This window comes from Sphingomonas sp. M6A6_1c (assembly GCF_053345135.1).
Genome location: NZ_JBKEZO010000002.1, coordinates 531,207 through 545,370 on the forward strand (window position 1 = coordinate 531,207; position 14,164 = coordinate 545,370).

Annotated in this window: 12 protein-coding genes; 4 read left to right on the forward strand and 8 right to left on the reverse strand. The window is 71.3% G+C overall.

Features of this window, described 5'->3' with window-relative positions:
• Nucleotides 1-143 precede the first annotated feature (143 nt).
• The 3 genes from ACLBWH_RS05635 to ACLBWH_RS05645 all read right to left on the reverse strand — a co-directional run bounded on the left by ACLBWH_RS05635 (nucleotide 144) and on the right by ACLBWH_RS05645 (nucleotide 3,348).
• Complete coding sequence (locus ACLBWH_RS05635; RefSeq protein ID WP_447797357.1) at nucleotides 144-1,544, reverse strand: UdgX family uracil-DNA binding protein; 1,401 nt, start codon at nucleotides 1,542-1,544, stop codon at nucleotides 144-146.
• Nucleotides 1,545-1,550: 6 nt separating this feature from the next.
• The gene (locus tag ACLBWH_RS05640; protein ID WP_322848146.1) at nucleotides 1,551-2,036 is read right to left on the reverse strand and encodes a hemerythrin domain-containing protein; all 486 of its coding nucleotides are present in this window, start codon (nucleotides 2,034-2,036) and stop codon (nucleotides 1,551-1,553) included.
• Between the two features lie 64 nt (nucleotides 2,037-2,100).
• Entirely contained in the window at nucleotides 2,101-3,348 is a 1,248-nt protein-coding gene (locus ACLBWH_RS05645) for a putative DNA modification/repair radical SAM protein (RefSeq protein WP_322848145.1), read from the reverse strand.
• Between the two features lie 129 nt (nucleotides 3,349-3,477).
• Between ACLBWH_RS05645 and ACLBWH_RS05650 the strand changes: the two genes are divergently transcribed.
• Nucleotides 3,478-3,639, forward strand: a complete 162-nt coding sequence (locus ACLBWH_RS05650) for a hypothetical protein (protein WP_322848144.1) — start codon at nucleotides 3,478-3,480, stop codon at nucleotides 3,637-3,639.
• 18 nt (nucleotides 3,640-3,657) lie between these two features.
• Here the strand turns inward: ACLBWH_RS05650 and ACLBWH_RS05655 are convergent, their stop codons facing one another.
• The 4 genes from ACLBWH_RS05655 to ACLBWH_RS05670 form a co-directional block, all read right to left on the reverse strand.
• Nucleotides 3,658-7,044: a chromosome segregation SMC family protein gene (locus tag ACLBWH_RS05655; RefSeq protein ID WP_447797359.1), complete on the reverse strand. Its 3,387-nt coding sequence runs from the start codon at nucleotides 7,042-7,044 to the stop codon at nucleotides 3,658-3,660.
• 383 nt (nucleotides 7,045-7,427) lie between these two features.
• Nucleotides 7,428-8,156 (reverse strand): thioredoxin domain-containing protein, encoded by a 729-nt coding sequence (locus ACLBWH_RS05660; protein ID WP_447797361.1) that lies wholly within the window; start codon nucleotides 8,154-8,156, stop codon nucleotides 7,428-7,430.
• A 27-nt stretch (nucleotides 8,157-8,183) separates the two neighbouring features.
• Nucleotides 8,184-8,849 (reverse strand): DsbA family protein, encoded by a 666-nt coding sequence (locus tag ACLBWH_RS05665; protein WP_447797363.1) that lies wholly within the window; start codon nucleotides 8,847-8,849, stop codon nucleotides 8,184-8,186.
• Between the two features lie 8 nt (nucleotides 8,850-8,857).
• Complete coding sequence (locus ACLBWH_RS05670; protein WP_322848140.1) at nucleotides 8,858-9,370, reverse strand: DUF721 domain-containing protein; 513 nt, start codon at nucleotides 9,368-9,370, stop codon at nucleotides 8,858-8,860.
• 26 nt (nucleotides 9,371-9,396) lie between these two features.
• Between ACLBWH_RS05670 and ACLBWH_RS05675 the strand changes: the two genes are divergently transcribed.
• From ACLBWH_RS05675 to nudC, 3 genes are read left to right on the forward strand one after another with little or no spacing between them, the layout of a single operon-like run.
• Nucleotides 9,397-10,449 (forward strand): A/G-specific adenine glycosylase, encoded by a 1,053-nt coding sequence (locus ACLBWH_RS05675; RefSeq protein WP_447797365.1) that lies wholly within the window; start codon nucleotides 9,397-9,399, stop codon nucleotides 10,447-10,449.
• Nucleotides 10,446-11,771, forward strand: coding sequence for a serine hydrolase domain-containing protein (locus ACLBWH_RS05680; RefSeq protein ID WP_447797367.1), 1,326 nt, complete (start codon nucleotides 10,446-10,448; stop codon nucleotides 11,769-11,771). The genes ACLBWH_RS05675 and ACLBWH_RS05680 overlap by 4 nt, the downstream gene beginning before the upstream one ends.
• Entirely contained in the window at nucleotides 11,768-12,640 is an 873-nt protein-coding gene (gene nudC / locus ACLBWH_RS05685; protein ID WP_447797369.1) for an NAD(+) diphosphatase, read from the forward strand. The genes ACLBWH_RS05680 and nudC overlap by 4 nt, the downstream gene beginning before the upstream one ends.
• A gap of 148 nt (nucleotides 12,641-12,788) precedes the next feature.
• Here nudC and ACLBWH_RS05690 read toward each other — a convergent pair whose 3' ends face one another.
• The gene (locus tag ACLBWH_RS05690) at nucleotides 12,789-14,099 is read right to left on the reverse strand and encodes a glycoside hydrolase family 130 protein (protein WP_447797371.1); all 1,311 of its coding nucleotides are present in this window, start codon (nucleotides 14,097-14,099) and stop codon (nucleotides 12,789-12,791) included.
• Between the last annotated feature and the right edge of the window lie 65 nt (nucleotides 14,100-14,164).

Genomic DNA, 14,164 nt, shown 5'->3' on the forward strand with positions numbered 1-14,164 from the left:
TGCGGCATAGTCCTCCCCGGCACGGGGAGGTGTCACGGCGCAGCCGTGACGGAGGGGGCCTTCCGCGCGCGCAGCATCCGCGGCGATCCCCCTCCACCACCACGCCGACGCGTGGCGGTCCCCCTCCCCGTGCCGGGGAGGAGTTAGGCGCCCGCCGCGGCCTTCGCCTTCTTCAGATCCTCGACGAAGCGCGCGAATTCGTCCTCCTTCTGCGTCGGGTCGGGCAGGCGCAGCAGATAGCTCGGATGCACCGTGATCCACGCCTCGCCGCCCTCCGGCAGGCGCAGCGCCTGCCCGCGCTCGCGGCCGATCGTCACCGTCCGCCCGAACAGCGAGCGGCCCGCGCTCGCGCCGAGCGCCACCGTCACCTTCGGGCGGACCAGCATCTGCTCCTGCTCGATCCACCAGCGGCACGCCTGGATCTCGCCGGTGTCGGGCTTGGCGTGGATTCGGCGCTTGCCGCGCTGCTCGAACTTGAAATGCTTGACCGCGTTGGTGACGTAGACGCGCGCGCGGTCGATCTCCGCCGCCGCCACCGCGCGGTTGAACACCTGTCCCGCCGGGCCGACGAACGGCGTACCGGCGAGATCCTCCTGGTCGCCCGGCTGTTCGCCGACGAACATCATCTGCGCATCGACCGGCCCCTCGCCGAACACCGTTTGCGTCGCATGTTTGTAGAGGTGGCAGCGGGTGCACGTCGCCGCCTCGTCGCGCAGCGCCGCCCAGGCCGCCTGTACATTGTCGCCGATCGCCGGCGCCTCGCGCGATTGGGTGATCATCCCGCTCTCCCGTGCCTGCGCGCCGGCGATCAACTGCCCGACGAGCGCCGTCTCCGGCATGTTCTTCCAATATTTGCGCGGCATCTCCTTGAGCATCGCGCCGATCTTGACGCGCGCCGGGTTGAAGATGCTGGCATAATAGGTCTTCCACACCTCTTCGGTGGGATCGCCGTCGGGGGCGTCGCCTTTTTCCGCGCCGGGGCCTTCGGACAGCGCCTTGCCGTCCCAGTGCAGGGAGACCTCGGGCGTCAGGATCGACCAGCGCATGCTGGCGAAGCGATTGACGAAGAAGGCGGCGTTGGCGCGGACGATATGATGTTCGGGCTCGAACCAGGCGACGTAGCGGCTCGCGCCGTCATCGTCGGCGACCTCGCGGAAGCGCAGGAAGGCGCGCATCTTGTGGATGTCGCGGCGGACGTTCTTGGCGATCACCTCCAGCTTGCGGATCAGCGGATCGGCATGATCCTCCATCAGCTTGGGCTCGCGGCGCAGCCGGTGCAGCACGGTATAGAGCAAGGCGAACCGCTCGGGCTCCGCCGCCATCACCACGCTGCGCGCGAGATCGATGAACGCGCGCGGCACCGACAGCGTCCCGACCGGCGGCGGCGGGGCGGATTCCTCGGCGGCGGCGGCGAACAGGTCGGCGGGGGTATCGCCGACCTGCCACACCACGTCGTCAGGCGGCACGTCCCCCGCCGCGAGCGCCCGCGCGGTGTCGCGCCAGGCGTCGAAGTCGTCGGGCGCGGGGAGGGTCGCCAGCCGCATGCCGGATCAGTCCCGCTCGTCGCCGCCCGGGGGATTGTCCTTGGCGATCTCCAGTTCCTCGGGCTTGCGCTCCTCGTAGATCGTCGCCAGCTCCGCCTCGGTGGCGTCGTCGAGCTCCTCGGCGGCGGCGGGGAACATCTCTTCCTCTTCCTCGGTAATGTGATGCTCGTAGCGGCGGCGCATGTGGAAGAATTTCTCGCTCCACGCGTCCGAACCGAAGTCCTCGTCGGCCATCTCGCCGAGCAGGTCGTCGACCTCCTTATGCTCGCTGACCGAATGGCGCGCGTCGTCGCGCAGCTCGGGGTCGCGCAGCATCGTCGCGTACAGCGATTCCTCCTCGGCGGCGGCGTGGCTCTGGATTTCGAGGCGGAACGCCTCGAACAGCCGTTGCCGTTCGTCGCTCGCGCCCTGCAACTCGGCGAGCTGCTTGAGCATATCGCGTTGCTTGTCGTGATCGCGTTTCAGGTCCGCGTAGATCTGTGCCAGCGCCATGATCGTATCTCCTTCGCGGCATCCAACCGGCGAGGGGGCGCGGCGTTTCACCTGTGAGTCATTCTCATGCCGCGAACAGTTCGAGCTGCTGCCGCTTGGGCGCGACGAGCGGCTTGAGATCGGCGCGATCGGTGAGCAGCACGGGGCGCCAATCCTCCGCGACGATGAACGGCCGCACTTTCGTGACGCTCACCGTCAGCCGCGCGACATCGTCGAGCCGCAGCCGCCGCCACCGCCGGCTGGCGACGATCCGGTCGACCGCCTTCACGCCCAGCCCCGGCACGCGGAGCAGCATCTCGCGCGGCGCACGATTGACGTCGACCGGGAAACTCTCGCGAAATTTGAGCGCCCAGGCGAGCTTGGGGTCGATGTCGAGCGGCAGCATGCCGGTGGCGTCGTCCGCCGCAGCGACCACCTCGTGCGGGCTGTAATCGTAGAAGCGCATTAGCCAGTCGGACTGGTACAGGCGATGTTCGCGCATCAGCGGCGGGCGTTGCAGCGGCAGCACCGTGCTCGCATCGGGGATCGGGCTGAACGCGCTGTAATAGACGCGGCGCAGCCCGAACCGGTCGTAGAGCGTCGAGGCGCGGGTGACGATCTCGCCGTCGGTCGCGGCATCGGCGCCGACGATCATCTGCGTCGACTGGCCGGCGGGGGCGAAGCGCGGCGCGGATTTGTACTTCTTGCGCGCGTCGCCATTGTCGATGATCGACGTCTTGACGTCCTTCATCGCGCCCTCGATCCGCGCACCGTCCTTCTCGGGCGCGAGCCGCTTCAGCCCACTGACCGTCGGCAGCTCGACGTTGATCGACACGCGATCGGCGTACAGTCCCGCCTGATGCACCAGCTCGGGATCGGCGTCGGGGATCGTCTTGAGGTGGATATAGCCGCGGAAATGATGATCCTCGCGCAAGCTGCGCGCGACCTCGACCATCTGCTCCATCGTATAGTTCGATGACTTGATGATCCCCGAGGAGAGGAACAGCCCCTCGATGTAATTGCGCTTGTAGAAGGAGATGGTGAGGTTGACGACCTCCTGCGCGGTGAAGCGCGCGCGGCGGACGTTGCTGCTCTTGCGGTTGATGCAATAATGGCAGTCGAAGATGCAGCTGTTGGTCAGCAGGATCTTGAGCAGGCTGATGCAGCGGCCGTCGGGCGCATAAGCGTGGCAGATGCCCATTCCCTCGGTCGATCCCAGCCCCTTGCCGTCGCGGCTGTCGCGCTTGGCGGTACCGGACGAGGCGCAGGACGCATCGTATTTCGCCGCATCGGCGAGGATCGCCAGCTTTTCACGGGTGTCGAGCTGGGCCATCCGTTCGATATACGTTCCGCACCCATCCGCGACAAGGGGCGGTGGAAACACGATTTTCATCGCCGGCAACATCGCCGCAATCCGCGTCGTGCAGAACGGACGGGCAGGGGGATGGAAGAGGAACGCGCCATGACCCACGACGATACCCCCTATCTGTCCGACCGTTCGTTCGTCGAAGCGGTGCGCGCGATCCAGGCGGATCATCCCGCCGCCGCCGCGGTGCATCAGGAAATGTGTTTGCTCTACACGGGGCGGGTGCTCGCCGACCTGCTGCGCGGGTCACGCGCCTGACCGGGGAACGCGCGCCGCCTATTCCGCCGCGAGCAGCGACGTCGCGCCGCCGAGGTCGACCGACACCAGCCGGCTGACGCCGCGCTCGACCATCGTCACGCCGAACAAACGGTGCATCCGGCTCATCGTCACCGCATTGTGCGTGACGATCAGATAGCGCGTCCGGGTCTCCTGCGACATGCGGTCGAGCAGGTCGCAGAAGCGCTCGATATTGGCGTCGTCGAGCGGCGCGTCGACCTCGTCGAGCACGCAGATCGGCGCGGGATTGGTCAGGAACAGCGCGAAGATCAGCGCCACCGCGGTCAGCGCCTGTTCGCCCCCCGACAACAAGGTCAGCGATTGCAACCGCTTGCCCGGCGGCTGTGCGAGGATCTCCAGCCCCGCCTCGAGCGGATCGTCCGAATCGACCAGTTCGAGATGCGCCGCGCCGCCATCGAACAACGTCGTGAACAATCGCCGGAAATGGCCGTCGACCGCCGCGAAGGCGGCGAGCAGCCGCTGCCGCCCCTCGCGATTGAGCGTGCCGATCGAACCGCGCAGCCGGTTGACCGCCTGCCCCAGTTCGTCGCGCTCGGCGGCATTGGTCTTGCTCGCCCCTTCCAGCTCGGCGAGTTCGCGCTCGGCGACGAGATTGACCGGCCCGATCCGCTCGCGATCCGCGGTGAGCCGGTCGTGCGCCGCGGCTTCCTCGGCCGGGCCGCGCACCTCGGCGACCGCGAAGCCGAGCCGTTCGGGCAGCACCGGCGCCGGACATTCGAACCGTTCGCCGGCCAGCCGGCCGAGCTCGACCCGCCGCTGCGCGTGATTCTCCAGCCGCGCCGCGGTGCCGGCGCGCGCCTCGCGCGCCTGGCTGAGCGTCTCGATCGCGCGGCGCTGCACCTCTTCGGCGTGGCGTAGCGCCGCCTCGGCGTCGCGTTCGGCGGCGGCCGCGGTGTCGGCGGCGGCGCGCGCGGCGGCATGATCCGCCGCCTGTGCGACAATCGCCGCGTCGAGCGCCGCGGGGCGATCGGCGACCTCCGCCGCGCTGGCGGCGAGCGCGGCGTCGCGCTTGTCCATCTCGGCGATCCGCTTGGCCGCCTCGCCGGCGCGCGCGCGCCAGCTCCGTCCGTCCGCCTGCGCCGCGGCGAGCCGTTCGCGATCCGCCTGCACCGCGCGGTCGAGCGTCGCGCGGCGTTCGCGCGCCTGCGCCACCGCGGCACGCTGCTGGTCTGCGGTGCGGGCCAGCGCGGCGACCGCCGCGGCGCTGTCCCGCCCATCGGGCAGCGCATCGCGCGTGGCCTGCGCACGCGCCCGGTCGGCGACCGCCTCGGCCAGCTCGTCGGCGATCCGCGCGGCGCGTGCGTCGAGATCGGCACGCTGGCCGGCGAGCCGTTCGAGCGCGGTCGCCGCGCGGTCTTCGGCGCGCTCGGCGTCGCGTCCGGCGGTGTCCGCCTGTGTCAGCGCAATCCGCGCCGCCTGCGCCGTGGTCCGTGCCGCCGCGATCGCACGATCCACCGCCGCCCGCGCCGCCTCCGCCGTCTCCAGGGCCTCTACCGCCGCCGGACGCGCCGCGGTCAGCGCCTTCAACCGGTTGAGCCGTTCGAGCCGCTCCGCCGCCGCCGCGCCGTTGCCGCGGGCGACGAACCCGTCCCAGCGCCGCAGCCGCCCGTCGCGCGTCACCAACCGCTGCCCGACCGCGAGCGGCTGGCCGGAATCCGCGCCGACGAAGGTTTGCGTCAGCCGCCGCGCGAGCGCCGCCGGCGCCTCGACCCGCATCGCCAGCGCTTCGGTGTCGATGGGGGGGGGCGGGTCCGCCGGCTGCGCCGCCGCGCCCGTCCACGCATCGAGCCCGACTTCGAGATCGTCGCCCAGCGCCGCCGCCAGCGCGCGCTCGTAGCCCGCCGCCGGGGCGACATGGTCGAGCAGCCGGTCGCGCCCGCTGCGCTGCGTCGCCTTGGTCAGCGCCGCCGCCTCGCTGTCGAGCGCGGCGAGATCGGCGCGCGCCGTCGCCCGCGTCGCCTCGGCCGCGTCCCGCCCGGCGATCGCCTGCCGCTCCGCCGCCTCGGCTTCGGCCAGCGCTGCCCGCGCGCGCTCGGCGGCCTGTGCCGCGTCGCGCCGCGTCCCGGCCGCCTCGTCGCGCGCGGCGGCGAGCGGGGCGGGATCGCCGAGCGCCGCGATCGCCTGCGCGATCTGCGCCGCATCGCGCTGCCCCCGGTCCGCCCGCGTCCGCGCCGCGGCGAGCGCGGCGTCGGCGACGCGCGCCTCCGCTGCCTCGCTCGCCTGCCGCGCCATGCCCTGCGCCAGCGCCACCTCGGCATCGCGCGCGTCGCGCTCCGCGTCGGCGAGCGTCGCGGCCAGCATCGGCGCCTCCTCGGCGGCGGCGGCGATCGCGCGGTCGAGCGCCTTGCCCTCCTCGGCGAGCCGCGCCAGCGCCGCCGCGGCATCGGCGGCGAGCGTCCCCTCGCGCGCGCGATCCTCGGCGATCCGCGCGCGCGCCTCGGCGAGGTCGGCGACCCGCCGTGCCGCCGCATCCCGCTCGGTACGCAACGCGGCGAGCGCGTGGCCCGCTTCGCTCGCCCGGTCGCGCGCGGCCAGCGCCGCGGCGCGCGCGCCGGCGACCGCGGCGGCGGCGTCATGCTGCGCGGCGGCGGCGGTCCGTTCGGTGGCGGTGGCGGCGGCGACCGCCTGCTCGGCCGCTTCCGCCTCGGCGCTGGCGGCGTCCGCGGCGGCCACCGCTTCGCGCCAGCGCGCGAAGATCATCCGCGCCTCGGCGACGCGGATCTGCCCGGACAGCGTACGATAGCGTTCCGCCGCGCGCGCCTGCCGGCGCAGCGCCGCGGCGCGCGCGTCCTGATCGGCGATCAGCTCGTCGAGCCGGACCAGATTGGCCTCGGTCGCGCGCAATTTCTGTTCGGCGTCGCGGCGGCGGACGTGGAGCCCGGCGATCCCCGCCGCTTCCTCCAGCAACGCGCGGCGTTCGGCGGGCTTTGCGGCGATCACCGCGCCGATGCGGTTCTGGCTGACCAGCGCCGGGCTGTGCGCGCCGGTCGCGGCATCGGCGAACAGCAGGCCGACGTCCTTGGCGCGCACGTCGCGGCCGTCGATGCGATAGGCGCTGCCCGCGCCGCGCTCGATGCGGCGGACGATCTCGCGCTCCTCGCCGTCGGCGCCGTCGAGCAGGATCGAGACTTCGGCGAAATCGCGCGGCGGCCGCGTCGCGGTGCCGGCGAAGATCACATCCTCCATTCCCGCGCCGCGCAACGATTTCGCGCTGTTCTCGCCCATCGTCCAGCGCAGCGCCTCGAGCAGGTTGGACTTGCCGCAGCCGTTCGGCCCGACGACCCCGGTCAGCCCCTGCTCGATGGCGAGGTCGGCCGGATCGACGAAGCTCTTGAACCCGGCGATGCGGAGCCGCTTGATCTGCACGGCTGCGGGGTGCCGCTTATGGCGCGGCGTTGCAAGAGGCGCGCGAAGCCGTGAAGCCGCGAAGCGCAGTGGTTCACGCGGAGGCGCGGAGAAGAAGGTGGTTCGCGCAGAGGCGCAGAGGCGCAGAGAGGGCGCGCGCCGCGAAGCGTCCTCGATCTCCGCTTCCGTTTGCGAGGAGGGGGGGCGCTCCGCGCCGGGTGCGCGGCCTCCGCGCCTCCGCGTGAACCCACCTCTTCGCGCCTTCGCGTCTTCGCGCGAAAACAGAATGCCCCGACTCGCCTACGCGTGTCGAAGCGCAGGCGAGACCAAGGCCTTTGGGCGGGCGCGGCGCGGACCGGGGTGGGGCGCCCGCAGGAGCAGCCGACGCCTCGCCGCGCGAAAGGTTACGCCCCCGCCGCCTTCAGCAACGGCTCGAGCTGACCCCAGCTCAGCGCATCGATCTTCTTGCCGTTGAGGATCAGCGTCGGCGTGCCGGTGACGGTGCCGTCGGCGCTCTTGTCCTGCGTCTGCTTGGTCCAGCGGTCGATCTGCTTCATGTCGGCGAGGCAGGTGCGTGCCTTGGCTTCGGGGATGCCGCGCTGCTTGGCGAAATCGACCAGGCCCATCTGCTCGGCCATGATGCGGATCGCGTCGACCGGCTTGGCGGTCTGCAATTGCTGCTGCACCGGCTGCGGCATCGCCTGCAGCTTGGTGTTGAAGCCCTCCTGCGCCTGATACATCTGCTCCAGGATCGGGAAGAAGGTCGACGGATCGGTGCAATTGCCGAGCAAGGCCGGCGGCAGATCGGGCGCGCCGTGGACCAGGAACTCGCGATATTCGAAGCTGACCTTGCCGGTCTTCACATATTTGTCGAGCAGCGGCGCGAAGCCTTCGCGCGCCAGCGCGCCGCAGGTCGGGCACAGGCGCGAGCCATATTCGACGAGCTTGATCGGCGCATTGGGGTTGCCGACGATCGTCCCCTCGGCGGTGCGCGCCGCGGTTTCGGCCCAGCTCTGCCCGGTGGGCGCGGCGACCGCGGCGGCGGGGCTGGCGGGCGCGGTCGGCGTTCCCGCCTCCTTCGAACAGCCGGCCAGCGCCAGCGGAAGGACGAGAAGCGACGCAAGCATTTTCATCGGGTTACGCTCCATTTCTATGGCCACTTATCTGGCGCCTTTGGCGCGCAGGACGGGTTCGAGTTTGTCCCAGCCGGCGGGCGGCTGGAGGTCGCCGTTGAGGTAGAAGGTCGGCGTGCTGCGCACCTCGACCGGTGCGTCGCCGGTCATCGCGGTGATCCGCGCCACCTCGGCCTTGTCGGCGAAACAGGCGTTGATCTTCGCCGGGGTCAGGCCGCGCGCGCGCATCGCCGCGGTCAGCCCGGCGGCATCCATATAGCTGCGCGCCTGCACGATCAGCGGCTTGGCGTCGATGTCGGGATGCGCCTGCTGATAGCTGCCCACCTTGCCCAGCCACGTCGCCTGCGTCGCGAAGATCATCGCATGCGCCGCGCCGAAGCCGTGCGGCCCCGCGCAGCGCGCGAGGATCGCCGCGCCGAGATCGGCGGGATCGCGGATCAGATGGCGATATTCCAGGCTGACCTTGCCCGACCGGATCATCTGCCCCTTGAGCACCGGCGCGCTTTCGTTGGCGAAATCGGCGCAATGCGAACAGGTGTAGCTGCCATATTCGACCAGCTTCACCGGCGCGGCGGGGTTGCCGAAGACATAGGCGCCCTTGGCGGTCGGCCGCGCGACCTGGCTCCAGTCGGTCGCCGGCGCGGCGGCGAGCAGCAAGGCGGCGGCGGGGAGGTAGCGCAGGACGGAAGGCATGACGGGGCTCATCCTATCTTGGGGATGCCGCGGGTGGCGTGCACCCCGGCGGCGAGCGATTCGAGCACCGCGCGCAATTCGGGATCGGCGATGCCCTTCAACCCCTCGCCGATCTCGGCGGGCGCGGGCTTGAGCGCGGTGGGCGCGCTGCGCGGCATCGGCTTGGCGATCTCGCCCTGGCGGATCGTCAGCCGCGCCACCGCGGCATAGCCGAAGAAACGGTTGACCCGTTCGACGATCTCGGGCGCGATATGCTGCATCATCGGTGCATGCGCGCCGCGCACGACGATGGTCAGCACGCCCTCGGCCTTCTTGCCCGGCGGAAAGCGCAGCGATTCGGGCGCGGAGGCGGCGGCCCAGCGCGTGCCGACGATCTCCGGCCAGCGCGTCACCAAGGCGCTCTGCACGAAGCCGAATCGCTTGAAGGCGGCGCCGTGGATCGCGGGCAGCAGTTCGCTGACCGCGCGGGCACGGTTCTGGCGGGGGGGCTCGACATCGGGGGCGCGGACGCGCTTGCTCATCGCCGGGTCCATGCCATAGCCAAGTCGTGGACGCTACTCGCTCTTATCCCGATCCCGCGGCGATTTCGCCGGCGCTGCTCGCCTGGTACGATCGCCATCGCCGTACGCTGCCGTGGCGCGCGCTGCCCGGCGAAACGCCCGACCCCTATCGCGTCTGGCTGTCGGAGGTGATGCTGCAGCAGACCACCGTCGCCGCGGTGCGGCCGCGGTTCGACGCGTGGGTGGCGCGCTGGCCCGATTTCGCCAGTCTCGCCGCCGCGGAGGATGCCGCGGTGATGGCCGCCTGGGCCGGCCTCGGTTATTATGCCCGCGCGCGCAATCTGGTCGCCGCGGCGAAGGCGGTGGTCGCCGATCACGGCGGCGTCTTCCCGCAGGACGAGGCGGTCTTGCGCACGCTGCCGGGGCTCGGCGCCTATACCGCGGCGGCGGTGGCGGCGATCGCCTTCGGCCGGCGCGCGGTCGTGGTCGACGCCAATGTCGAGCGTGTCGTCGCGCGGCTGTTCGCGATCCGCACGCCCTTGCCCGGCGCGCGCGTCGCGATCCGCGCCGCCGCCGATCGCGTCACGCCCGACGCGCGCGCCGGCGATTTCGCGCAGGCGATGATGGACCTCGGCTCGGGCATCTGCACACCGAAGACGCCGTCGTGCCTGCTCTGCCCGCTCGAACCCGAATGCCGCGGCGTGCGCGAGGGCGCGCCCGAGGCGCTGCCGGTCAAGGCGAAGAAGAAGGCCAAGCCGCAGCGCTACGGCACGATCTTCTGGGTCGAGCGCCAGGGCAGGGTGCTGCTCGTCACAAGACCGGGCAAGGGGCTGCTCGGCGGCATGCGCGCGCTGCCGACCGGGCCGTGGATCGAGACGCCGCCGGGGCTCGCCGAGGCGCCGCTCGCCGCCGATTGGGAGATGCGCAACGTCACGGTGGCGCATGGCTTCACCCATTTCGACCTGCAACTGGCGCTTGCCGTGGCCCGGACGGACGCGCATCAGGCGGGCGAATGGTGGCCGATCGCGGAGCTCGACCGCGCCGGCCTGCCGACGGTGTTCGCCAAGGCCGCGGCGGCGGTGTTGAGGAGAGACGGATGACGCGCAAGATGTTCGCCGGACTGGGCTTTATCGCTCTGGCCGCCACCGCCGCGCTCGGCGGGCAGGTGCTGCGACAGCCCACCCCCGCAACGCAGACCGCAGCGCTGCCGCAGACGCAGGCGCTGTTCGACGGCTATGTCCGCGACGGCAAGATGCCCGGCATCGTCGCCGCCTTCGGCGTCGGCGACCGGCCGACCTGGTTCGTCTCGGCGGGCCGCCTGTCGACCGAGGCGGACGCCGCGCCGGCGACGCCGGACAGCCTGTGGCGCGTCTATTCGATGACCAAGCCGGTCACCGCGATGGCGGCGATGATCTTGATCGAGGAGGGCAAGATCGGCCTCGACGACCCCGTCGCCAAATATATCCCCGCCTTCGCGACGATGAAGGTCGCGACGAATCCGGAGGCGAGCCTCGCCAGCGTCCCCGCGCTGCGGCCGATCACCATCCGCATGCTGCTGACGCACAGCTCGGGCCTCACGTACAACATCATCGCCAAGGGCGCGCTGCTCAAGGAATACGAACGGCTCGGCATCCTCCCCGCCGAGGTCAGCGCGAGCATCGAGCCGGCGATGCGCCGCACCCGCCCCGCGACGCTCGCCGACTTCGCCGACCGCGTCGCGCAGGCGCCGCTGATCGCCCAGCCCGGCACCGCGTGGAATTATTCGGTCGGCCTCGACGTGATGGGCCGGGTGATCGAGATCGCCAGCGGCATGCCGTTCGACCGGTTCGTCGACACCCGCATCCTCGCGCCGCTGCGCATGACGTCGAGCTATTGGACCGTGCCGCGGTCGCAGGCGCGCCGGCTCGCGACCAATTACGCCTTCACCGGCGATGCGCTCGTGCCGCTCGATCCCGCCGCGACCTCGGTCTATCTCCAGCCGCCGAGCTTCCCCTACGGCGGCGCCGGGCTGGTGACCTCGGCGCGCGATTACGACCGCTTCCTCCACATGCTCGCCGACGAGGGCACGCTCGACGGCGTGCGGATCCTGAAGCCCGAGACGGTGCGGCTCGCCATGTCCAACCTGCTCCCCGCCGACGTCACCTACGGCGGGGTGGCCGGAGGGACCGGCGGCGGCGCCGCGCGCGCGACGCCGATGGGCTATGGTGCGGGCGGTTCGGTCTATCTCGCCGACGGGCCGGGCGGCATGCCGTCGAAGGGCACCTATGGCTGGGGCGGTGCCGCCGGCACGATCGCCTTCGTCGATCCCGTGAAGAAGGTACGTGGTACGATCATGGTCAATTATTTCCCCGCCGACCGCTGGCCGCTGCGCCAGGAGACGGTCGCCGCCTTCGTCGCCGACATGGCGCGGTTCCGCCGATGACCCCCGGCTTCACCGGCGGCACGTTCGATCGTGCCGATGCGCTGCGCCACGATCCCGCCGCGCTCGCCGCCAAGCTCGACGGCATTGCCCGCGTGCTCGCGCTCGACGGGCTGATGCCGGAGGTCACCGCCGACGGCCTGCTCGCCTGGACCTCGCTCGCCGCGCTGCCCGAGGGGGCGGAGACGATCCTGCTCGGCCTCGACGGCGCCGGCCGCGCGCATGTCGTCCTCGTCCCGCCGGCGGGGACCGAGGGCACCGCCCCGGCGATGCGCTCGCCCGCGCTGATGGCGGTGCTCGCCGCGTTGCAGCCGGGCGAGGCGGCGACCTATGCCGCGGCGCGCAGCCTGCTCGACTGGCACGCGCGCCATCGCTTCTGCGCGCGCTGCGGATCGACCACGCACCTGTTCCGTGCCGGCTGGGGCCGCCAGTGCGACGCCTGCGGCACCGAACATTTCCCGCGCGTCGACCCGGTCGTCATCATGATCGCCGAACATGACGGCCGCGCCCTGCTCGGTCGCGGCAAGGGCTGGCCGGAGGGGCGCTATTCGGCGCTCGCCGGCTTCCTCGAACCCGCCGAATCGATCGAGGAAGCGGTCGCGCGCGAAATCCACGAGGAGGCCGGCGTCCGCGTCGGCAACGTCCGCTACGTCGCCAGCCAGCCCTGGCCCTTCCCCTCGTCGCTGATGATCGCCTGTATCGGCGAGGCGGAGGACGATGCGATCACGCTCGACACCAACGAGCTGGAGGATGCGATGTGGGTCCCGCGCGACATGGTTCGCGCGGTGCTGGCGGGCGAGCCCGGCCCGTTCCTGCCGCCCCCGCCCTATGCGATCGCCCACACGCTGCTGACGGTGTGGGCCAACCCATAAGTCCTCCCCCTGGCGGGGGGAGGTGGCGCGCCGAAGGCGTGACGGAGGGGGCGGAAAGGGCGGAGCGTCGTAACCGCGCTCCCACCCTATCCTCCCCCTCCGTCAGCGCTTCGCGCTGCCACCCCCCCTGGCGGGGGAGGAATTGGACTCACCGCATCGCCGCGACCAGTTCGTCGAGCGACGCGACCGCGAAGCTCGTCATGTCGTCCGCCAGCGCATAGGGCAGCAGCAACGTCCGCCCGCGCACCAGCGCGCCGCAGGAATAGACGACGTTGGGCACATAGCCGTCCCACGTCTCGCCATCGGGCGCGATCAGCGGTTCGGGCAGCCGCCCCAGCACCTTGGTCGGATCGTCGCGGTCGAGTAGCGCGGCACCGATGCAATAGCTGCGCACCATGCCCACGCCATGGGTCAGCACCAGCCAGCCCTCCGCGATCTCGATCGGCGAGCCGCAATTGCCGATCTGGATGAACTCCCACGGATATTCCGGCGTCATGATCCGCACCGGATCGGCCCAGGCGAGCGGCGTGTCGCTCTTGGCGAACCACAGATTCTCGTTGTCGTGGCGGAACAGGGCGGCGAACTGGCCGCCGATCTTGCGCGGGAACAGCGCCATGCCCTTGCCGCTCGCCACCGGGCCGTCGACGGGGTGCATGTGGAACAGGCGGAAATCGTCGGTCTGCAACACCTCCTGCCGCGCGCCCTGGCCGCCGACCGCGGTATAGGTACCGATATAGGTTTCGCGTCCGTCCTCGTCGTGGAACCGGACGAGGCGCAGATCCTCGATCCCGCGATTCTGGCTCTCGACCACCGGGAACAGCACCGTCTCCGACGGCTCGCGCGCATCGCGGCAATTGAGCTGGACGAGCGCCTTGGCGCCGATCTCGCGGACCAGCTCGATCGACGGCTCCTCGATCACCGGCGGCACGCCCTGCCGGCTCGGCGTGTCGATGACGAGGTCCTCGTCCCCGGGTCCCCAGGTGCCGGTGCGGAAGGTGACCGACGACAGATGCCCCTCACCGATGCCGCGCAGCGACAGCACGAAGCGGATCGCGCCCTCGGCACAGCCGCTCTGGTCGGGATGCGGCACGATGCTGGGGTTGAACAGCGCCGCCGCCTCGAACGAATATTCGGCGCTGAAATAGGCACCGATCAGCATCTTGCGCGAATCGGCCAGTCCGGAATCGAGCTTCAGCGCGTCGGCGACCTCGTCGAAGCGGCGCAGCAACAATCCGGGAATCTCGCGGTGCCGCGATCCCAGCCCGTCGACGACGACCGCGATCAGCTCCTCGATCTCGGCATCGGGCATCGCCAGCATCCGTTCGACGATCCGGTCGCCGCGCGGCGCGCCCTCGACGCGGAACGGATCGGGGTCCTCGGGCAGGAACGGCCGGATGACGGTGCGCTTGGGATCGGGAAGCAGCGTCGGCTCGAGATGACGCACGAAGGAAGCGGCCAAGGGGGACCCTCCGGATGGAGATACACCGGCGGCTGCCGGCTTCGCGCACCAGACGCGCGAAGCCG